The organism is Aeromonas sp. sif0611 (assembly GCF_019218845.1).
Classification (GTDB): domain Bacteria; phylum Pseudomonadota; class Gammaproteobacteria; order Enterobacterales; family Aeromonadaceae; genus Aeromonas; species Aeromonas media.
In genome coordinates, this window is sequence record NZ_JAHUWU010000005.1 from 301,225 (window position 1) to 322,544 (window position 21,320).

A 21,320-nucleotide genomic window follows, 5' to 3' on the forward strand; every position below is an offset into this window, starting at 1 on the left:
ACCTCCGCAAAAATAATCTGCGCATTCTATGCGGGGCAGGGGTTTAGGAAAAGCGCCAATTGCCCGGGATCCGGTGCCGACGGACGATCCGGGTTCCACCCCCTGAGAGGTAGAATGGATACATGTTTCCAGGGGGGAATAACCAAAGTGATTAAATACCATTTCAATTCATTACTGTGAGTCAGTAGACTCGCGCCCCAATCGATTTTCCCCCTAGGCCTTGAGGTGACTGATGCCATTGATTCTTCTGCTTGTACTCCTGGTGCTGTTCAGCCCGCTGGCCATCGACATCTATCTGCCTGCCATCCCGCAGATGGCCGAGCAGCTGGGAGCCGAGGTGACCCTGATGCAGGGCACCATCACCTGGTTCCTGTTCAGCATGGGGTTGGGCCAACTGCTGGTGGGGCCGCTCGCCGACCGCTATGGCCGCAAACCCATCGCGTTGGGGGGCGTGCTGCTCTACGGGCTGAGCGCCCTGGCAGCCGGCTTTGCCGCCAGCCTGGGTGAGCTGATGTTGGCGCGGGTGCTGCAGGGCTTCGGTGCCTGTGCCACCTCGGTCGCCGCCTTCTCGGTGGTGCGTGACAGCTATGGCCCTAAGAAGAGCGGCCAGATGATCTCCTACCTGAACGGCGCCATCTGCTTCATTCCCGCCCTGGCGCCCCTGCTCGGTGGCTGGCTCACCGCCAAGGCGGGCTGGTCGGCGAACTTCTGGTTTATGGCCGGTTATGCGGTCATCGTCGGCAGCTGGCTGCTGTGGCGGATGCCGGAGACCCGTCCAGAAGAGACCAGCAGCAGCGGCCCGCTCATCAGCTGGTCGCGCTACAGCCCTGTGCTGCGCTCCCCGAGCTTCCTGTTCAACGCGGCGCTCTGCATGCTGGCGATGGCGGTGATCCTGGCCTATGTCACGGCGGCGCCGGTGCAGCTGATGGTGAAGCTGGGTCTGGACATGAACGGGTTCAGCTACTGGTTCACCGCCAACGCGGCGCTCAACATCCTGGCCTGCTTCCTGGCGCCGCGCTTCATCGCCAGGGTGGGACCGAGACGTACCCTGCGCATCGGCCTGCTGGTATTGCTGCTGTCGGCCATCCTGCTGACGCTGACCATGCACCTGGCGCATCCGTTGGCGATGATGGGGCCCGTGTTCCTCTCCAGCATCGGCTTCGCCATGATACTGGGGGCCTCGGCCGGTATGGCGCTGGCCCCCTTCGGTCACTGCGCCGGTACCGCCGCCGCCCTGCTCGGCCTGTTCCAGATGAGCGGCTCCGGCGCCTTGGTGGGGATCACCGGATGGTTGATGCCGGATCCCCTGAGCCAGCTGGCGCTGCACATGTGGCTGCTGTTGCCCCCCTTGCTGATGCTGATGACACGGCAGGGACGCCGCTTGTGTTTGCAATAAATCCTGTGCTCTGATGAGCGCAAGCGGGGGCTTCTGGCCCCCTTGCTTTTTTGGGCGCGCAGTTGCCAGGTGCCTATCATATTGGACAGTTCAGCGGAGAATCCCATGAGTCAGACAATCAACGCCGCCCTGGTGGGCTATGGCTTTGCAGGCCAGACCTTCCACGCCCCCTTCCTGACCAGCACTCCCGGGCTTGCCTTGCGCTGGGTGGTGAGTCGGGATGCCGCCAAGGTACAGGCCGAGCTGCCCGGCTGCCGCGTCGGCTCGCTGGACGAGGTGCTGGCCGACAGCACGGTCGATCTGGTGGTGATAGCGACACCCAACGATACCCATGCCCCCATCGCTCGTCAGGCGCTGCTGGCCGGTAAACACGTGGTGATCGACAAGCCGTTCGCGCTGGATCTGGTCGAAGCCGAGGCGCTCGTCGAGTTGGCCGAGAAGCAGCAGCGGCTGCTCAGCATCTTCCACAACCGGCGCTGGGACGGCGACTTCCTCACGGTACGCCGCCTGCTGGCAGAAGGGGCACTGGGCAAGATCGCCCAGTTTGAATCTCATTTTGATCGCTATCGCCCCGAGGTGCGTCAACGCTGGCGCGAGGCGGGCGGCCCGGGTTCCGGGCTCTGGTTCGATCTCGGTCCCCACATCCTCGATCAGTCGCTGCAGCTGTTCGGTCAACCGGACTGGATCCAGGCTGATTTGGCTGCCCAGCGCCCCGGCGCCCTGAGCGATGACTACTTCCACGTGGTGCTGGGTTACGGCGAAATGAGGGTCGTGCTGCACGGCAGTTGCCTGGTCTCTGCCATCATGCCGCGCTTCGTCATCCACGGCAGCGAAGGATCCTTCATCAAGTTCGGCATGGATGTGCAGGAGGAGCAGCTCAAGCTCGGTCTGCGCCCGCCTGCGGCGAACTGGGGCCAGGATCCCGAACCCGGCCAGCTCAGCCGCATGGTGGAGGGGCAGTCCCGGGTGCAGGCGGTGAGCGGGGAGGCCGGGGATTATGGCGCCTACTACCGCGGTGTCTGCGCCGCCATCAGGGGGGAAGCCGGCAATCCGGTGCCTGCGGTGGAGGCCCTGGCGGTGATGGCGCTGCTGGATCTGGCCAGAGAGAGCGATAGCCAGGGGCGGCGGCTGAGCTGTCAGAAGCTGTCTGACTGAGGACTCTTTCCCGTCACGGGTGACGACAGCCAAAATGGCAACGATTGACTGACATCCGTCCTCTTGTTGGTGTTTAATTGTGCTGTCTTGCGTCAATAAAGGCGTATTGTATTAATATTTGTCGTTGCAGTAGTTCTTTTTATCTAGCCAACGAGAAAATATCATTGTGATACGCGTTTTCATTGGCCGCATATGGGGATATATTTCGCGCGCCTCCTGACTCCCGGTGGCTGGTTTTTTTTACCGGGGGCGAAGACGCACAGTGATGGTCATTGACACCATCTCTCCATCTTTTTTTGAGGGTATGCACATGAACAAAGTACTGGTAGCCGGTATCCTGGGTCTGATGTTGACCGCCTGTGGTCAGAAAGAAGAAGCCGCCGCTCCGGCCGCTACTCCGGCCGCCGACGTTGCTGCAACTGTTAGCGAAGCTGCCTCTACCGTAGAGAAGGCCGCTTCCGAAGCGTCTGCTACCGTCGAGAAGGCTGCTGCTGACGTGGCCACCAAGGCAGAAGCTGCAGTGAGCGATGCCAAGGCCAACTAAGCCTGCACCTCATAAAAAAAACGGGCCCGGCGGCAACGCCGGGCCCGTTTTTTTTATGGCCACTGAAGGCGCAGATGCCCCGGTCAGGGCAGTGGCTCCACCAGCAGGATATGGGAGTCATATCCCGTCACTCGGACTTTGCTGCCCGCCGGCAGCGGCTGGTTGCAGCGCACCGTCCAGACGGTGTCATCCAGATGCACCAGGCTGGTCCCCTGGTTCACCTCATCCAGCAGGGTCAGCTCCCGGCCCAGATAGCTCTGCATCCGCTCGTTGATGGGGGCGGCCGCATCGCGGCTCGAGCGGTCGCGCTTGTGCTGCCAGCGCCACCAGGCCCAGGTGGTCACCAGGGACTGAGCCGCGAACAGCAACAACTGGGCCTGCCAGCCGAAGGGCCAGATCAGCAGCAAGATCCCCACCTCCAGCGCGGCGATGCCGGTCCAGAGCAGAAACCCCACCGACCCCAGCACCTCGATGGCCAGCAGCACGAAGCCGAGCCCCAGCCAGTGCCAGTGGGTCAGCCCCTCGAACAGGGCTGTCATGACTTGCCGACCTTGCCATCTTTGTTGAACAGCTCGGCCATACCCGCCACCGAGCCAATCAGGCTACCTGCCTCCAGCGGCATCATGATGATCTTGCTGTTGGGGCCTTCCCCGATGCGGGCCAGGGCCTCGGTGTATTTCTGGGCCACGAAGTAGTTGATGGCCTGCATATCTCCTTCCGCTATGGCTTTTGAGACCATATGGGTCGCCTTGGCTTCCGCCTCGGCGGCCCGCTCCCGCGCCTCGGCGGCGAGGAAGGCGGCCTGGCGTTCCCCCTCGGCTTTCAGGATCTGGGACTGCTTCTCCCCTTCGGCTTTCAGGATCTTGGACTGGCGCACCCCTTCGGCCTCCAGCACTTCGGCCCGTTTCTGCCGCTCGGCCTTCATCTGGGCGTTCATGGCTTCCACCAGGGCGAGCGGCGGGCGCACATCCTTGATCTCGATCCGGGTCACCTTGATGCCCCAGGGGGCGGTGGCGGCATCCATGGTGCGCAGCAGCTTCTCGTTGATGGTATCGCGCTGGGAGAGCATCTCGTCCAGCTCCATGGCGCCGAGCACGGTCCGCATGTTGGTCATGGTGAGATTGCGGATGGCACTGGTGAGATCGTTGACCTCATAGGCCCCTTTGCGGGCATCCACCACCTGCACGAAGCTGATGGCGTCTATGGTGACGTTGGCGTTGTCCCGGGAGATCACCTCCTGGGCCGGGATGTCGAGCACCTGCTCCATCATGATGATCTTGTGGCCGACCCTGTCCACGTAGGGGATCAGCAGGTTGAGACCCGGGGAGAGGGTACGGGTGTAGCGGCCGAAGCGCTCCACGGTCCAGTTGAAACCCTGGGGCACTATCTTGATGCCCGCACTCAGGGTGGCCAGTACCAGGAACACGAAGATCCCCAGCACAATCAATGACTCATTCATGATAAAGCTCCTTATGAAACACTTTCACTAGCCTAGAGTCTGGTGCGAACCACCACAAGGACATTCGCTCCCCTTTGCCACGACATGGTTTTGCTAATTACTAAAACGCATTAAAGAGCATTTTTTATTATTTTGAGGGATAAGGACTCCTGCCTATAGTCGCCCCAGATGTCGTCGTATGCCGAGGAGTGGGCCTGATGGATTATTTACCTATGTTTGCCAAGTTGGAAGGCCGTCCGGTATTGCTGGTGGGCGGGGGCGAGGTCGCCCTGCGCAAGGCGCGCCTTTTGCTGGCAGCAGGTGCCCGGCTGACCCTGGTCTCTCCCGAGCTCGAGCCCGAATTCCATGAGTTTGCCGGTCGCTTCACCCATGTGGCGGAGCGCTTCGATCCGGCCCATCTGGCTGGCCAGATCCTGGTGGTGGCGGCGACCGACGATCTCGAGGTCAATGCCCTCGTTTATCAGAGCGCCAACCAGCTCGGTCTGTTCGTCAATGTGGTGGACGATCCCGAGCGCTCCAGCTTTATCTTCCCCTCCATCATCGACCGTTCGCCCCTGATGGTGGCCGTTTCCAGCGGTGGCAAGGCGCCCGTGCTGGTGCGCCTGTTGCGCGAACGGCTCGAAAGCCTGCTGCCCCGCCATCTCGGCGGCCTGGCCGAGCTCTCGGGCCGGGTGAGGGTCAAGGCCAAGCGGGTGCTCGCCTCTCTCTCCGATCGCCGCCGCTTCTGGGAGCGCGCCTTTGCCTCCAACACCCTTGCCGGTCTGATCGAGAAAGCCGATTGGCAGGGGGCCGAGGACTGGCTCAATGAGGGGCTGGACAAGGCCCAAACCGAAGTGGGGGAAGTGGTGCTGGTAGGGGCTGGCCCAGGGGATCCTGGCCTGCTGACCCTCAAGGCGCTGCAACAGATCCAGCAAGCCGAAGTGGTGCTCTATGACCAGCTGGTCTCCCCGGAGATCCTGGACCTGGTACGCCGCGATGCCACCCTGGTGTCGGTCGGCAAGAAGGCCGGTGCCCACAGCGTGCCCCAGGAGGAGACCAATCGTCTGCTGGTGGAGCATGCCCGCGCAGGCAACCGGGTGGTGCGCCTCAAGGGAGGGGATCCCTTCATGTTCGGCCGCGGTGGCGAGGAGCTGGAAGTGCTGGCAGAGGAGGGGATCCCCTTCTCCGTGGTGCCCGGCATCACGGCTGCCGCCGGTGCCACCGCCTATGCGGGCATTCCGCTCACTCACCGTGACCATGCCCAGAGCGCCGTCTTCATCACCGGCCACTGCCAGAAGGAGGGCAAGGAGCCCGATTGGCAGCAGCTCGCGGCCACCAACCAGACCCTGGTCATCTACATGGGGCTGATGCGCTCTGAGCACATCCAGCAGCAGCTGGTGAGCCATGGCAGAAGCAGTGCCACCCCCATCGCCATCATCGAGCGGGGCACCACGGCGCGGCAGCGGGTACTGACCGGCACCCTGGACGAGCTGGCCGAACTGGCCCAGCAGGCGGTGAGCCCGTCCCTTATCGTCATCGGCGAGGTGGTGGCCTTGCGCAAGCAACTCGCCTGGTTTGGCGAGCAGGGTGGCGAACAGGCCGAGACAGAGGCGAGCCGCCACGAACTCAAGCTGGTGAGCCTGGCCTGAGGGCTGTGACCCGAACCGATTTGACGGTGTGGCCAAGGCGGCACCGAACTGAACCAGAACCGCGCCCCGAGCAGGCGCGATAGCAATGAACCGAGGACCCAGACATGGACCGTGAAAGACTTACCCACTTGCAACAGCTGGAAGCCGAGAGCATCCACATCATCCGCGAGGTGGCCGCCGAGTTCGAGAACCCGGTGATGATGTACTCCATCGGCAAGGACTCCTCCGTCATGCTGCACCTGGCCCGCAAGGCCTTCTATCCGGGCAAGATCCCCTTCCCGCTGCTGCACGTGGACACCAACTGGAAGTTCAAGGAGATGATCAAGTTCCGGGACGAGACCGCCAAGAAGTACGGGCTGGATCTCATCGTCCACAAGAACCCGGACGGCCTGGCCATGGACATCAACCCCTTCGTGCACGGCAGTGGCAAGCACACCGACATCATGAAGACGGAGGGGCTCAAGCAGGCGCTCAACAAATACGGCTTCGATGCCGCTTTTGGCGGCGCCCGCCGTGACGAGGAGAAGTCCCGTGCCAAGGAGCGGGTCTACTCCTTCCGTGACAAGTCTCACCGCTGGGATCCGAAGAACCAGCGCCCGGAACTGTGGCGCGTCTACAACAGCCAGGTCAACAAGGGGGAGAGCATCCGGGTGTTCCCGCTCTCCAACTGGACCGAGCTGGACATCTGGCAATACATCTATCTCGAGAATATCGACATAGTGCCGCTCTACTTTGCGGCCCATCGCCCCGTCGTTGAGCGCAATGGCATCAAGATCATGGTGGATGACGAGCGCATGCCCATAGGCCCGGAAGACGAGGTGAAGCAGGAGCTGGTGCGCTTCCGCACCCTGGGTTGCTACCCGCTGACCGGTGCCATCGACTCCAATGCCACCACCCTGCCGGAGATCATCGAAGAGATGCTGATCACCACCTCGAGCGAGCGGCAAGGGCGGCTCATCGACCACGATCAGGCCGGCTCCATGGAGCAGAAGAAGCGTCAGGGATATTTCTAAGGAATCGCAACATGAACAACCACATTCAGACCGCCATCAGCGAACAGGGCATTGAAGCCTACCTGCACGCCCAGCAGCACAAGAGCCTGCTGCGCTTTCTCACCTGCGGCAGCGTGGACGACGGCAAGAGCACCCTCATCGGCCGCCTGCTGCACGACTCCCAGCAGATCTATGAAGATCAGTTGAAAGCGCTGGAGTCCGACAGCCAGAAGCTCGGCACCACCGGCGAGAAACTGGACCTGGCACTGCTGGTGGACGGCCTGCAGGCGGAGCGCGAGCAGGGCATCACCATAGACGTGGCCTACCGCTATTTCTCCACCGCGAAACGCAAGTTCATCATCTCGGATACCCCGGGCCACGAGCAGTACACCCGCAACATGGCCACCGGCGCCTCCACCTGCGATCTCGCCATCATATTGATCGATGCCCGCAAGGGGGTGCTGGATCAGACCCGTCGCCACAGCTTTATCGCCAGCCTGCTCGGCATCAAGCAGTTCGTGGTGGCGGTCAACAAGATGGACCTGGTGGAGTTCAGCCAGGAGGTGTTCGATCGCATCAGTGCCGAATACCGCGAGTTCGCCAGGAAGCTCAGCGTCGACACCATCCACATAGTGCCGGTCTCGGCGCTGGACGGTGACAACGTGGTGAACCCGAGCGACAAGCTGGCCTGGTACGAAGGCGAGACCCTGCTCTCATTGCTGGAGAGCGCCGAGGTGGAGCGCGAGCTGGAGCGTCACCCGGTGCGCCTGCCGGTGCAGTACGTGAACCGCCCCAACCTCGATTTTCGCGGCTTCGCGGGCACGCTCGCCTCCGGCATCCTGCGGGTCGGCGACAAGCTTGCGGTGCTGCCGTCCGGCAAGGAGAGCACCGTGACCCGCATCGTCACCTTCGACGGGGATCTGGAATATGCCCTGCCGGGTCAGGCCATCACGGTCACCTTCGCGGACGAGATCGACATCAGCCGGGGCGACCTGCTGGTGGATGCGGCGAAAAAGCCCCAGGTGACCCAGAACGTGCAGGCTCACATCGTCTGGATGGGGGAGGAGTCCCTGCAACCGGGCCGGGTCTATGACGTCAAGCTGGCCACCAAGAAGAGCCGTGGCCAGGTGGAGGCGATCCGCCACCGCATCGAGATCAACAAGCTGGACGAGCTGCCCGCCTCCGAGCTCAAGCTCAACGAGATCGGCCTGTGCGAATTCAGCCTGACCGACCCGGTGGCGTTCGACCCCTACAAAGAGATCCGCGATACCGGCAGCTTCATCCTGATCGATCGGCTGACCAACGTCACCGTCGGTGCGGGCATGATAGTGGAAGGGCTGGCTGCCAAGGCAGTGAAAGGGCAATACAGCGAGTTCGAAGTGGAGCTCAACGCCCTGGTGCGCAAGCACTTCCCCCACTGGCAGGCGCTGACCATCAGCAACGATTCCGGCAAGGAGTAAGCCCATGACCTGGCAACAATCCCTGGTGCTGGGTCTGCTGGCTGCCCTCGTCGCCCTGCTGATCCAGGGCAAACTCAGGCCGGCGCTGCTCTTCTCGGGCGCCGTGCTCATCACCTATCTGAGCGGCCTGGCGGACATCAACGCCGTGGTGGCGGGTTACACCAACAGCGCCCTGCTGACCCTGGTGTTGCTGCTGCTGGTGTCGCTCGCGGTGGAGAAGACCCGGGTCATGAGCTGGTTCGCCAACCTGGTGGGCACCGGCTCCTTCAACAAGGTGCTGGTGAAGGTGTGGTTCTCCACCGCCTTCCTGTCGGCCTTCGTCAACAACACCGCCGTGGTGGCCTCTATGCTGGGGGCGGTCAAACGCAACCCCAACCATGCGCCCTCCCGGCTGCTGCTGCCCATGTGCTTCGCGGCAACCTTTGGCGGCGTGCTGACCCTGATCGGCACCTCCACCAATCTCATCGTCAACAGCTTCCTCATCAAGATGGGGGCGCCGCCGCTCGGTATGTTCGACTTCTTTATGGTGGGAGCGGGGACATTGCTGACCGGCCTTGTTGCCGTGCTGCTGTTTGCCCGCCACCTGCCGGAGCAGGACACCGAGATGAGCCGGGAATCCGGCTACTTTCTCGAGGCCAAGGTGGGCCCCGGTTCCCCCATGGCCGGGCGCAGCGTGAAGGAGAACGGCCTGCGCAGTCTGAAAAGCCTCTATCTCGCCGAGATCATCCGGGGCGATCAGGTGATCTGCCCGGTGCAGCCGGAGCACGAGCTGCACGAAGGGGACATGCTGCTGTTTTGCGGCGACGTGGAGAGTGTCGGCGTGTTGCAGGAGCTCAAGGGGCTGGATCTCTACGGTCAGCACCGCCTCAACGGCCAGCACCTGGTGGAGGTGATCGTCAGCCACAGCTCGCGCCTGGTGGGTCAGACCATCAAGGATGCGGAGTTTCGCACCCACTTCGATGCGGTGGTGCTGGCGGTGCGCCGGGGTGAAACCCAGCTCACCGGCGGCCTAGGCCAGATTGAACTGCACGCAGGGGATACTCTGCTGCTGGCCCCCGGCCCCAAGTTTGCGGGCAACAAGTCCCTCTCTCGGGAGTTCGTGGTGGTGAGCGGGCTGGAGGCCTCCACCCGCCTCGATGGCAAGCGCAGCGCCGCCGTGGTGCTGGGTTTTCTCGGGGTGCTGGCGCTCTCGGTGTTCGATCTGGTGCCGCTGTTCAAGGGGCTGCTGGTGATGCTGGTGGTGCTGCTATTCTCCCGCATCCTGACCCTGGACGAGATCCGCCGCCGCTTTCCGCTCGACATCTGGCTGGTGGTGGGCGGGGCGCTGGCCATCGCCGATCAGCTGGAGAAGAGCGGGCTGGCCAGGTTGATTGCCGACTGGCTGATGGGGGAGTTCAACGGTTCCAGCCCCATCATCGCCTTCATCGGCATCTACCTGTTCACTCTGGTGCTGACCGAGCTGATGAGCAACAACGCCGCCGCGGCCCTGGCCTTCCCCATGGGTTACCAGCTGGCGCTCAGCATGGATGTCTCCACCATGCCGTTCATCCTGGCGGTGCTGTTCGGGGCCAGCTCCAGCTTTATACTGCCCTACGGCTACCAGACCAACCTGATGGTCTATGCGGCGGGCAACTACAAGATGCCGGACTACCTCAAGCTGGCGGTGCCTGTCTCCCTGGCCTACAGCATCGGGGTGATCGTCATGGTGCCCCTGCTGTTTCCGTTTTAAGGCACAACCCTCTTCGTTTTGGGGCCCTGATGCCTCGCAAGGAGTTTGAATGAGCAATATCGTGTGGCATGCCCATGCCGTGGACAAACAGAGCCGGGCCGAGCAGAAGGGGCAAAAGCCGCTGGTGATCTGGTTCACCGGGCTCTCCGGGGCAGGTAAATCCACCCTGGCGGGGGCCCTGGAGCAGGCGCTGGCCGCGCAAGGCAAGCACACCTATCTGCTGGATGGGGACAACGTGCGCCACGGCCTGTGCGGGGATCTGGGCTTTGATGACGCCGCCCGCCAAGAGAATATCCGCCGGGTTGGCGAGGTGGCAAAACTCATGGTGGATGCGGGACTTATCGTGCTCACCGCCTTTATCTCGCCGTTTCGTGCCGAGCGGGAGCTGGTGCGCAATCTTGTGGGTGAAGGGGAGTTTGTCGAAGTCTTTGTCGATGCGCCGCTTGCCGTCTGCGAAGAGCGCGACCCGAAAGGGCTCTACAAGAAGGCGCGGGCGGGCGAGATCCGCAACTTTACCGGTATCGACTCCGCCTACGAGGCGCCCGAACAGCCGGAGATCCACCTGCTTAATGCCGGCAAGCCGGTGGAAGCGCTGGTGGATGAGCTGCTGACTGCCCTGCGGCAAAGAGGGGCTATCGATTAAGGTCGATTGTCCATAATGAATGTTGGTAATAAGGGAGGGCTTTACCCTCCCTTATTATGTCCTTTTTCCCGCGACGGTATTTTTACGATTATAGCTATTTATACTCCGAGTATTTTTTGGTGAATAGGAGGTAAGTAATAATTACAGTGAATAGCATCTTACGTTGAAAGTAACTGAACATTAGAGTACCGCTGTTTAGTCACGTGGTTCGGTATTCAGCTAGTTATCATTGCTCTTGCATAATCTCGACATAATTTGGTAGTTTTCTTTCGAGATATTGTTGTAGTTGAGAACCACTAGTATCTTTTAGCGCTGTAAACTCGCAGGCGATAGCACTTCGACGTATAGCCTCATTAATATCTGCATCTGTATCAGATGTGCTTAATGAAAGCTCACATTTGCGATAAGGCTCCGGGGCATAGTCTGGCAAGTAACTCATGAATCCCGGTTTTGATGTGCTGTATTGAGGGAGAATAGTTCGTAGTTCGGATTCGTATTGCCCTGACCTAACTTGGCCCAGAGACCAAAATGTAGCGTTATTGCTACTACCTAAGCTAGCTAAGGTGGCTATATCGTTTCCGATACTCTGCTTGTGCGACGTGATTGTCGCGGTATGAGTGCCTGGGCCATGATATACAAGAGCTGCATCAATGAGTTTTTTTACAAGAGTTTGCTGAGTGCCGGATAGTAGGACTGAAACAAATTGGTTACCGACGAGTACTATTCTTAAATTCCATTCTGATTGAAGGAGCTTTCGTTGGCGCTCATCACAAAAATTTAAGGAACATGTCCAATTATCAGAATAAGTAACTATATCAAGGTAGGGGGTAGGATTAACATTTCGGGAATGGGTCCCTAAATTCAAAGCGTCGATAATTCCTCCCACGTCATCCTTATCAATGAGCACGAAGAATGTTAGTAGGCATTTTTTTGGAGGTCTTCCGATACGAGAGGGAGTGGCACGTTGAATTGCTTGGTCAACAGCTTCAAATGCTGCCTTGTAACCGCCCAGAGTAGTGGGAGATGAAGAGGCGGTTAAAGTTCGGTAAGTATTTTTCTTTTCGTCTATGCCTGCTCTGTCTAGGCAATACCAATACGAGAAAGGATTTAATCGATTGGTATTTACTCGAATCACAGTCTCTTTGTCACGAGGGGAAGGCATTGGCATTGACGTAGTTTCGACCAACCCTTGATGTTGCGAATTTACTGCTGATTCGAAATCATGTGCGAACTGAGTATCATTGGTGAACATTAGGAGCATTGCACCTTTAAGTTCCCCCCGGCAGAGAGCAACAAATCTTTGTGCTGCGGATCTTATTAGGCTGGGCGTTCTTCCTATTTGAAGAAATTGGATGTCGTTAAGACCAAGCAGTCCTTGAATGAAATAATCTCTCTCACAGTTATCTGCTACGACGAGTGCGGTTCGCCCGGTGTTGCTACCACAGAACTGTTTAGCCTTTGATATCCATTCTGAATCGTCTTCAATATGAAGTAGCGCTGTGGCTCTTGTATTATCAGAAACAAGTTCGAGGTTCCGCCCGAAGCCTGATACTGTTCTGTGCCACATATTTGACTCGTCATAAATAAGTGGTACACCTGATTGCAATAAAGCTGCTGTCGATTGAAGGTCCTGACTCAGTTTATTGGCGAGCAAAGTTTTGCCAGTGCTTTGTGCTCCGTGGACAATCAGGGTCTTACTAACTCGCCGCAAATGAGCTTCTTCAAAATTACTTTTTATTTTTTCAGTTAGTGCATCCCAGTGAGAAAGAAATACTTTGTACGAGCGAAACTTCTGCTCTGATAGATATTCGGCACGCTCAGGGTAGATAATCCGGGTGTATTCCATAAAAAGTGAACCTCTCTGTATAGTTGTGATGTTGAAAATTTGAGTTCAGTGGTGCCTAGTTTTCTCGTGTGTTGGGCTAAAAATCGTAGGTTGGTGCTGAACGAAGTAAAGCCCAACGTTTACCGCGAAACGTATCTGCATATTTTTACCCCTCGACACAATCCATCTTTATCCCGCTCTGGTTGAGGTGATCATGCTCATCTGTTGGGTTTCGCTACGCTCTGCGCCAATCTACAAAAACCACGCTACCGCCCCTGATTCCAGCCTCCAGTTTGCTGCTCTTTCCCTGTGGTGTGGCTCTGGTCTGGCTCATGGCTGACTCCGACAAGAGGGGTCTGATGGTCATGTTACCGAACGGAGCTGATGAGGGAAGGGGGAGAGGGTAATTTCTCAAGCAGGATCAATAAATTGAGCTGCGATGGGGTTGTGGTTTGGCGTGACTACAGGGTTCAATCTTGTTGAACCGGCGTATCTGCTGGTCGATGCAGTGTACGGCATGCTGGCTACCCTGGCTCGATATCGACCAGGGTCGTGATGCTGAGCATGTTGGGGTCGATCTCTTCCACGACGTGAAATTGTTCCCGTACCGCCTGAGCTGTTTGGCTGCTGCCGGCGGTAATCGAGTTTAAAAAACTCATAGTGAAAATCTTACGCGCAGTGCATTGCTCTCGGACATTGTTATATACGTGCAACCTGCTTTGCCAAGGCTGCCAATACATCAACGTTTAACGGTTCTTTATACATTTTCTCAAATAGATTGAAAGTGGGCTGGTCATGCTGCTGTAAATAATGGAAGCTTTTCTTTGAGCCTAGATACCACAAGTCGCGCATGTCAAAATATATCTCCAGAAGGTCATGTTGAAGCCAGGTACGACGATAATGACTATCTATGTCTTCATCATGCGCACGCTCCAGCATTTTCCTCACCCACTGTTGAAGGTGTGCCTTATCCATCTCCGACGTTGCCGGTTTGCCATCTGCTAGTTTCTGCTTAACGCGAGCCAGGTAACTGCTCCCTAAACCTTGTGTATCATAAATGACTTTTCCGTCACCGAAGCGAAGGGCTTCTTTTGGAATTGAACTTAGATAATCGGTTGGGTAAACCCATACATCAAGATAGATGCCATGAAATAACCTCGCATCTCTTTGTTCGCTCGTGTGATCACAGAAACAGGCTATGTCGATATCACTGGTTTCGGTTGCCTCATTGCGGGCATAAGAACCATAAAGAATGATTGTATGAGGTGCATATTTTCCTTTGAGATCTTCCATGGCCAAATCTAGAATCTTTTCCATTTCTACTCCGGGCATATAACACCTGTCAATTTGTCTCTGACAACACAGCAATCCTTGCCACATCTCTACTCGGAAAGTCAGGGTCAACATACACATACATGCGGCTTATCAGTGAGCCTGTAAATTCGAATACACTACAAAAACGGCCCATAGAGATATTATTGTCAGGCCAAGAGGTGCCATCACTCATTACTCCCCCTTCTTGCCCCTCGACAATCACGGTGTTGCCAGCAGTCGTTATCTTAAAGCCATCTATGTCGTGCCAGATGCTGGTGAGCGAGCTACCAATTCTATTGCCAAACTCAACCAATGCATCCTTTCCTTTAGCTTGACCAAATTTGGGGAAGAAAAAATCAACATTATCCGAGAAAAGATCAAGATAACTGGGATCACCTGCATCTACTTTCTTGAAATACTCAATCGCTATCTCAACTAAACTTTCCTGTTCCATTACCATTCCTATATCTCTATTAGTTGTTCGCATAACCATGATTGGAAGGAGGGGGGTTACTTTATGACTGCACTCCATCCTGATAGTCGTTATAAAAAGCTTTACATCAATGCATTGTCAGCAGGTCTAAATCAGTGGGGATTGAACTTCTTCGGGTCGCCTAGCTTGGACTGTAACCATAAATTCATATCGCCGATGACTTCTTTGCGAAGGCTTGTCCCGTCACTGTTTTTCAACCCATGATCCAGTGCTTCGTAACGCCGATATTCGATATTGTTCTTCCCGAGCTCTTTAAGGCGTTGCATCAACTCATCTGTTTTTTGCGGTGATACCGAAGTATCCATTCCACTCTGAATGATCAGCAAAGGAGATTTTATGTTTTGCAGGGTATCAAGTTGATCGAGGGAGAGCATCTGCTGCCACCAATGATAGCCGTGTCCGCTCACATCAAGTTCAAATGGTTTGCTGTTAAGAACATGTACGGCAAACCCTTTAAAACCATCGATCTCTTTTCTCGCCTCTTCTGGGTTGTTATGCTTTGCCGCGATGCTGTGTGAGACGTCATCGATAAACCAGCGGCCACCGCCATTAAAGGCGATAGTGGCATCGATATAGTCAACCTCTACGGTCACCAGGTTGGCGATAACGGCCCCTTCACTGCCGCCCAAGAGAATTAATGTCTTGTATTGCCCATTTTTTCGAACAGTATCGAGCACAGCCTTGATATCCGCGACCCGCTGTGCAGGGCTGTCCTTTTCAAGATACTGAGCAGGACAATCCTTGCGTGCCGGATCAGTGCTGTATGTTAACCCTTTATCAATGCCATACTTTTCGACTAGTAATATATCTGATTCTGGCCAAACATTTTTATAGTCGGTGAGTATTGAATCTATTTTCAAGACACTATTGCAATCAGATCCTTGAAGAATCAATAACAGCGTATCTGCGTCATAGGAATGTTGAACCAAATAATACGAGATATGAGAGCTATCGTCTCTACTCGCTGTACGAGTCATGATATCTTTCGCGCTCACTGAGCATGTCAAAAGGAGCAAAAGCAAAGATATTACCCGGATTCGCATTTTCTTGACCTAATAGTGATGAGGAAATGGTGAGTGTCCCAATAGCTACCGAAGTATTCATTTTCCAGGAATGATATAAATAGCCACCAGTGACCGCATCAAATATATAACGCATCGCCTCGATTTTACCCTGAAAGCCTAACGTTTCAGTTATGCTGGAAGACCTTGTGCACGTTTTCATGAAAAAATAATCAATTTAATTTTTTCGGGAAGAAATTAGTTCCCGATAGGAATTGATTTTTCATTTACATAAAGTGATTTAACATCGTTTTTGATAACATACCTGACGGTTGAACCAGAAGGAGCCTTCGCGAAAGATTTGCCATTGATAAAAACCATCTCGTCTTTTAATACGAGTTCATCCTCACCAATGAAGGCATGCCCGCTCTCACCTGATAGCGTGATTTCCCTCTCCGAAGATGATGACGTGGATGAGCTGGAAGAGGCATGTTCTCCAGTTGATGTGGTGACAGACATGTCGTCACATGCGATTATAAAAAGTAAAGAAAGCATAAGGGTGAAAATATGTTTCATAATCTATTCCTAACGCCAGGCTTTGGGGCGGCTGAAGCGCAGTGTAAATCGCCCCAGCCTGGCTGCTGTTGACAATATCATCTTGCTATAAGCGATTAACCACCAAATTCACGGCTAATAATTTGTGTAGGGACAACATTCTCTGGTAAGTCACTCGACATTTTTTGAGCAAGTTCACCAGCCAAACCAAATGCGTTGTCAACGGGATCTACCTTCATTCCGCTTTCGACAGCCAACTCCAAAAGCTTCTTGCCAATCTCATTGCAAGCATCCACCCAGTTTTTGGGCAGCTCCCCCATGGTGAGCTTGGGTTGACAGACCAGTTGAAATGTATTCTTGCCTTCTTGTATTTGAAATGCCACCTCAACAAATTCACTTTTATATGGGTTGGCTAACGCACTTGAACTAAGTAAAAAAATGGCTCCAATATATGATTTTTTCATGACACGTCCTTGTAATTTGTAACCCCCACCAGGGGGCTGATAACATACGGCTGCTAAACTAAGCGGCAACAAAAATAACCATGTCGGTCAATGGGGTTGGAAACGCCGCGCGATGACAGTCTCTCTTGAGGCGTTTGTTAGCTGAATTGCCCAAGATGTAATTCGAGCTGATTACGCAACCCCTGATTTTCCTGCTGAATCCAGTATTCAACAATTTTGTTTCCGCTAACTCGATATACCGCACTGCCTACTGTCGAGAGCGTTAAACCCGTGGGTTCATAACCCAGGATATTCCCTAGATGCCGACCTTCTTGACGCCAACGCACATATACTTTTTCACCTTGGACTAAAAACTCGTCAATGAAAAGCTCATATTCGCCATAAGCCTCGAGAAACTCCTCTACATGTAGACGATAATTTTCCGGGGTTCGCTCTATTGCTTCCGAAACGCCAGACACAATTTGATGAGATACGACAACCGGGGCTAGATATTGAACGGCCAACTCTGGTTTTTTCCCTGACCGAACGTGATCGATAAAACCTCTTACCACTTCTTCCACTGACATAAACGCTTCCCTCCATATGACACTGCTCCGCCCTGATAACCGCCATAAACAAGCCAATGTTAAATCAGCCTATTGCCAGCCAGGCTTGGGGGAGGCATTTGTTTGACTTCTTCTTTATCGCGACACTATTGCAGCTGGATAAAAAACAGCCATGGGGCCAGTCATGGAAAGCATCGGCAAGGCTACCGCCCCTGAATTTCAGCCTCCAGCTTGCTGCGCTTTCCCTGCGATATGGCTCTGGTCTGGCTCATGGCTGACTCCGACAAGAGGCGATCCTGATGGCTATGTTACCGAACGGAGCCGGTGAGGGAAGGGGGATCGGGTGATTTCTCGGGCAAGATCAATAAATTGAGTGGCCATGGGGTTGTGGTCTGGAGTGGATGGTGGATGAGAAGGATCTCCAGGCGCTGCTCTTTTTCACGCTCAACGCTCACGGCGTATGGGGGCGGGAGTGAACCAGGATTCAGCTCTGCTGAGCGCCATGCTGCGTCGCCGATATGGTCGCACGGCAAGGCAAGCTGGTGGCTGCGCGGGCGGATTCGCGACGGACTATCTTGCCCGGGCGCTGACTCAAGTGGGGGCAGCCCGGTCAGACTCGTATTCCCACCAGAGATAATTGGGCCCGCTGCCGGTGACGACAGGGGCCCATGTTTTTTTGTATTAGCGCACGGTCTTTATATGGGGATTGATTACCTCCGTGAAGGCTTAGCGGGCCAGCAGGGGCTGGCCGCTGATCAGGGCCGAGCTGGTTGGCTGGGCGGCGGGATGCTGCTGGAACTGGCGCACCAGCCGCTCCAGTTCGCCAAGTTGGCGCACCAGCTGAATGATGCCCTGCACGGCGTGGCGGCTGCCCTGGCTGGAGTCGTCGGCCAGGGTCTTGATGCTGAGCACGCTGCGGTCGATGTCGGCGGTGACCTGGGACTGCTCCTGCACCGCCTGGGCTATCTGGCTGCTGCCGGAGGCCACCTGCAGCAGGCGATCGCTTATCTGTTGCAGCACGTCCCCGGTGGCGGCGGCCTTGAGCCGGCAGATGGCGGAGCGCTGCTCTCCCTTCTCCATCGCCTGTTCCGCATCCCCGGCGCTGCCCTGCAGCAGGGTGATCATCTTCTGGATCTCGCCGGTGGAGGATTGAGTCTTGATGGCCAGGGTGCGGATCTCGTCCGCCACCACCGAGAAGCCGCGACCCGCCTCGCCGGCCCGGGCGGCCTCGATGGCGGCGTTGAGGGCCAGCAGGTTGGTCTGGTTGGCGATGTTGTTGATGACGTCCAGGATGCCGTCGATGGCCCGGCACTGGGTGGCGAGCGTGGTGATCACCCCCTTGGAGGCGATCAGCTCGCTGTGCATCCCCCCCACCTCGACCAGTGTCTCCTGCACGCTGCGGTTGCCCTCCCTGAACAGATCGGCGGTCTCGTCCAGCCGATCGGAGGCGGCGGTCGAGCTGTGGGAGACCTCGCGGATGGACTCCGCCATCTGGGTGATGGCGGTCGCCACCTGGTTGGTCTGGGCCTGCTGTTGCTGCAGGTTGTCGGTGATGGTCTCGGCGTTGTGCAGATCCGTCTGGGCGGATGTCAGGATCTGCTGGCAGGTCTGCTGGGTGCGGGCCAGCACCGCATTGAACTCGGCCTGATTCATCTGCATGGCGAGCTCGATGGCGGCGAGGCGATCGACCCGGCCGGTGTAGAGCAACTGCATCAAGGGGTTGTCGAAGCGGTCGCGGGCCAGGGTATCCAGCCGCGCGAGGCGGCGAGAGAGGGTCTGGTTGATGGCGAGCGCCAGCATCAGGGAGAGGGCGCCGAGGAGAAGGGGCCAGTCAGTGCCGTGCTGATAGCCCAGAGCCACCAGGGCCGCCAGGCAAGGCAGCAGGCAGAGAGTGAGCGCAAGCGTGTGGGAGAAGGGGGGAAGGCGCAGGGCCCGCGGGGTCTTGCCGCTGCGTATCCCCTCATAGACTCGCTCCGCCCGCTGCTTGACTGCGTCATCTGGCGCCGTGCGCACCGACTGGTACTCCACCACCTTGCCGCTCGCATCCTGGATGGGGGTCACGAAGGCGCTGACCCAGTAGTGATCCCCGTTCTTGCAGCGGTTCTTGACCGGGCCCATCCAGCTCTTGCCTTCCCGCAGATGGCGCCACATGTCGGCGAAGGCCTGGGGCGGCATGTCGGGGTGGCGGACCAGGTTGTGGGGCGCGCCCTGCAGCTCCTCCAGGGTGAAGCCGGCGATCTGGCAGAACTCGTCGTTGGCATAGGTGATGCGGCTCTCCAGATCCGTGGTGGAGATGAGGTTCTGGTGCGCTGGATAGAGGCGTTCACGCTGGGTAACGGGTTGATTGACTCTCATGGCGGCGTCCGACTGTGGCGGGATGATGAGTCCCGACAATTTGGGACTAGTAGTCCCATTGCAAGCCGTGCACCAGAGTGCCAGAACACGCTTAAATTGCGTGCAAAATGCATCTTGTCTGCCCAAAACCCGGGAATCGACGAAAACGAGCCGGGCCTGCGTCTCCGCCTGCTGAATCGTTTCGCTTTTTGGGAGCCGTTTTGGCAACGGCGGGACGGGTTTCGCAATTTGGCAAGGCGGGGCCGGGGGCGCCCGCCGGGTTCAGCTGGGGAGATCAGGCTCGCCGGCCGGGGCCAGCATCAGGGTCTCTATCTGCAGGTTGGTCGAGAGTAGTGTCTTCAGGTCCTGCAGGTACTCCTCCAGGGGCGGCTCTTCCAGCAGCAGGGCAAGCTCGTTGCCGATGGGGGTGAGGCGGTAATAGAGCAGGGTGAGGTTGCTCTGGCGCTGGCGCAGGCGCCAGCGCTGATTGCCGAAGGCCAGCTCGACCCCGTCCGCAGGCAGGGGACCGGATTCCAATTCGCCGCGGTGCAGCAGGCCGAGATCGCACAGCAGCAGCAGGGCGCTGTAGGGGACCCGGTATTTACCCAGCCCCATGCGGGTGACCCTGGCGCGGCTGAGCAGGCCAGCCCCCTTGTGCATGCCCAGCAGCAGGCGCTGCTCGTCGCTGCCCTCGTAGTGGCAGGAGAGGGCGCAGATGCGCTGGAACAGCTGGGCTTCGCGCTGGGTCATCTCCTTGAGGGTGTTGAGGGCCCGGATGGAGAAGCGGCCCGGGGTCGCGACCTCCAGGGCGAAGATCCGCCCCCACAGCTGCTGCATGGGCACCATGCTGATGTCTTCGGCCAGTTGCAGGAAGCGGGTCAGCCAGTCGCTGTCCATCTCGCCGCCAGCCGCCGTCTCTTCACAGTGGCGGGCGGCCATCACCATGATGGCCTCCAGATTGCGCTGGCGGGCAGCCTGATCCGCCAGATGGCGGAAGGTGGCGCGCTGTTCGAAGGTGCTGTCGCTGTTGCGGGTCAGCATGCCGTCTATGCCACGGCTGCGGGCCAGGCGCAGGGTCTGCTCCTGGCTGCTCAGGATGGCACTCTCTTTCTTGGGGGGCAGGTCGGCCATGCTGGCTCCGTGATCGCAGGGTCTGGTGTTGAATGTTACTCCAACCGGGCCCATGAACAATCCCTCAGGCGGGCACGGCGTCATGGGGTTCAGGAGATGGGTTCAGGATAAAAAAATGGCCTCCCGCAGGAGGCCATCGGCATGGCTTACTCTTCGTAGACGCTGACCTCGACCGCCTCCATGGAGTAGGAGGCGGTGGCCATCTCGTGACTGGAGCTGACGGTGTGCATCTTGCCCTTGACCCAGATGGCGTCCCAGAGATCGTCCACCGGTGCTCCCTTGGGGTAGCTCACGTAGATCACCTGGTTGGTGGGGGGCGGCGGCACGTGGATGCAGGCGCCGAAGTAGGGCACCAGCAGGAAGGCTGTGATGGTCTTGGCATCCCCCTCCAGCGGCACCACGAAGCCGGGGATCCGCACCTCCTGATTGTCCAGCTTCTTGTTGACGCCCCCCACCGGCTGTGGCACCGAGGAAAGGTCGCCGTCGTGGCTCACCTGGGGCGGGGGCAGCAGCTTCTCACCTTCGGGAATGAGCACATCCCAGTCGATGGTCTTGTAATCGGCGGCCATGGCAGGCAGCACCAGCAGGCTGGCCAGCAGCGCCACTATCTTCCACTTCATCATCTGTCCTTCTCTCAATTTTTTATGCGGGC

Annotated in this window: 20 protein-coding genes; 8 read left to right on the forward strand and 12 right to left on the reverse strand. The window is 57.5% G+C overall.

The window, feature by feature from the left end; genetic code table 11:
* Positions 1–232 precede the first annotated feature (232 nt).
* From KW824_RS14435 to KW824_RS14445, 3 genes are all read left to right on the forward strand, one after another.
* Entirely contained in the window at positions 233–1,396 is a 1,164-nt protein-coding gene (locus KW824_RS14435; protein ID WP_041205054.1) for a multidrug effflux MFS transporter, read from the forward strand.
* 105 nt (positions 1,397–1,501) lie between these two features.
* Complete coding sequence (locus KW824_RS14440) at positions 1,502–2,551, forward strand: oxidoreductase (RefSeq protein ID WP_218410139.1); 1,050 nt, start codon at positions 1,502–1,504, stop codon at positions 2,549–2,551.
* Between the two features lie 310 nt (positions 2,552–2,861).
* On the forward strand, positions 2,862–3,095 hold the full coding sequence (locus KW824_RS14445) for a hypothetical protein (RefSeq protein ID WP_025328222.1): 234 nt from the start codon (positions 2,862–2,864) through the stop codon (positions 3,093–3,095).
* Positions 3,096–3,178: 83 nt separating this feature from the next.
* Here KW824_RS14445 and KW824_RS14450 read toward each other — a convergent pair whose 3' ends face one another.
* A complete protein-coding gene (locus tag KW824_RS14450; protein ID WP_218410140.1) occupies positions 3,179–3,634 on the reverse strand; it encodes an NfeD family protein in 456 nt (151 codons plus the stop codon).
* Positions 3,631–4,554 (reverse strand): SPFH domain-containing protein, encoded by a 924-nt coding sequence (locus tag KW824_RS14455; RefSeq protein WP_025328220.1) that lies wholly within the window; start codon positions 4,552–4,554, stop codon positions 3,631–3,633. Before KW824_RS14455 ends, KW824_RS14450 begins: the two co-directional genes overlap by 4 nt.
* Before the next feature lie 197 nt (positions 4,555–4,751).
* On the opposite strand from KW824_RS14455, the gene cysG reads away from it, so the two are divergent.
* From cysG to cysC, 5 genes are all read left to right on the forward strand, one after another.
* Positions 4,752–6,182: a siroheme synthase CysG gene (gene cysG, locus KW824_RS14460; RefSeq protein WP_218410141.1), complete on the forward strand. Its 1,431-nt coding sequence runs from the start codon at positions 4,752–4,754 to the stop codon at positions 6,180–6,182.
* A 104-nt stretch (positions 6,183–6,286) separates the two neighbouring features.
* Entirely contained in the window at positions 6,287–7,195 is a 909-nt protein-coding gene (cysD, locus tag KW824_RS14465) for a sulfate adenylyltransferase subunit CysD (protein WP_005327673.1), read from the forward strand.
* Between the two features lie 11 nt (positions 7,196–7,206).
* Positions 7,207–8,634 carry a sulfate adenylyltransferase subunit CysN gene (cysN, locus tag KW824_RS14470; protein WP_218410142.1) on the forward strand — a complete coding sequence of 476 codons (1,428 nt, stop codon included), beginning with the start codon at positions 7,207–7,209 and terminating at the stop codon, positions 8,632–8,634.
* Positions 8,635–8,638: 4 nt separating this feature from the next.
* Positions 8,639–10,363 carry an SLC13 family permease gene (locus KW824_RS14475; RefSeq protein WP_171273244.1) on the forward strand — a complete coding sequence of 575 codons (1,725 nt, stop codon included), beginning with the start codon at positions 8,639–8,641 and terminating at the stop codon, positions 10,361–10,363.
* Positions 10,364–10,412: 49 nt separating this feature from the next.
* Positions 10,413–11,006, forward strand: a complete 594-nt coding sequence (gene cysC, locus KW824_RS14480) for an adenylyl-sulfate kinase (RefSeq protein ID WP_218410143.1) — start codon at positions 10,413–10,415, stop codon at positions 11,004–11,006.
* A gap of 226 nt (positions 11,007–11,232) precedes the next feature.
* Here the strand turns inward: cysC and KW824_RS14485 are convergent, their stop codons facing one another.
* The 10 genes from KW824_RS14485 to KW824_RS14530 form a co-directional block, all read right to left on the reverse strand.
* A complete protein-coding gene (locus KW824_RS14485; RefSeq protein ID WP_218410144.1) occupies positions 11,233–12,852 on the reverse strand; it encodes a hypothetical protein in 1,620 nt (539 codons plus the stop codon).
* A 678-nt stretch (positions 12,853–13,530) separates the two neighbouring features.
* Positions 13,531–14,148 carry a nucleotidyltransferase domain-containing protein gene (locus tag KW824_RS14490; protein ID WP_218410145.1) on the reverse strand — a complete coding sequence of 206 codons (618 nt, stop codon included), beginning with the start codon at positions 14,146–14,148 and terminating at the stop codon, positions 13,531–13,533.
* 25 nt (positions 14,149–14,173) lie between these two features.
* Positions 14,174–14,599: a nuclear transport factor 2 family protein gene (locus KW824_RS14495; protein ID WP_256351384.1), complete on the reverse strand. Its 426-nt coding sequence runs from the start codon at positions 14,597–14,599 to the stop codon at positions 14,174–14,176.
* A 131-nt stretch (positions 14,600–14,730) separates the two neighbouring features.
* Positions 14,731–15,615, reverse strand: coding sequence for a S9 family peptidase (locus KW824_RS14500; RefSeq protein ID WP_256351385.1), 885 nt, complete (start codon positions 15,613–15,615; stop codon positions 14,731–14,733).
* A gap of 282 nt (positions 15,616–15,897) precedes the next feature.
* Positions 15,898–16,215: a hypothetical protein gene (locus KW824_RS14505; protein ID WP_218410148.1), complete on the reverse strand. Its 318-nt coding sequence runs from the start codon at positions 16,213–16,215 to the stop codon at positions 15,898–15,900.
* A 95-nt stretch (positions 16,216–16,310) separates the two neighbouring features.
* Positions 16,311–16,658: a hypothetical protein gene (locus tag KW824_RS14510; protein ID WP_218410149.1), complete on the reverse strand. Its 348-nt coding sequence runs from the start codon at positions 16,656–16,658 to the stop codon at positions 16,311–16,313.
* 137 nt (positions 16,659–16,795) lie between these two features.
* Positions 16,796–17,224 (reverse strand): ester cyclase, encoded by a 429-nt coding sequence (locus KW824_RS14515; RefSeq protein ID WP_218410150.1) that lies wholly within the window; start codon positions 17,222–17,224, stop codon positions 16,796–16,798.
* Positions 17,225–17,929: 705 nt separating this feature from the next.
* Positions 17,930–19,558 (reverse strand): PAS domain-containing methyl-accepting chemotaxis protein, encoded by a 1,629-nt coding sequence (locus KW824_RS14520; RefSeq protein ID WP_218410151.1) that lies wholly within the window; start codon positions 19,556–19,558, stop codon positions 17,930–17,932.
* Positions 19,559–19,819: 261 nt separating this feature from the next.
* A complete protein-coding gene (locus KW824_RS14525) occupies positions 19,820–20,668 on the reverse strand; it encodes a TIGR03899 family protein (RefSeq protein ID WP_218410152.1) in 849 nt (282 codons plus the stop codon).
* A 146-nt stretch (positions 20,669–20,814) separates the two neighbouring features.
* Positions 20,815–21,291: a DUF3299 domain-containing protein gene (locus tag KW824_RS14530; protein ID WP_043129686.1), complete on the reverse strand. Its 477-nt coding sequence runs from the start codon at positions 21,289–21,291 to the stop codon at positions 20,815–20,817.
* Positions 21,292–21,320: the final 29 nt, after the last annotated feature.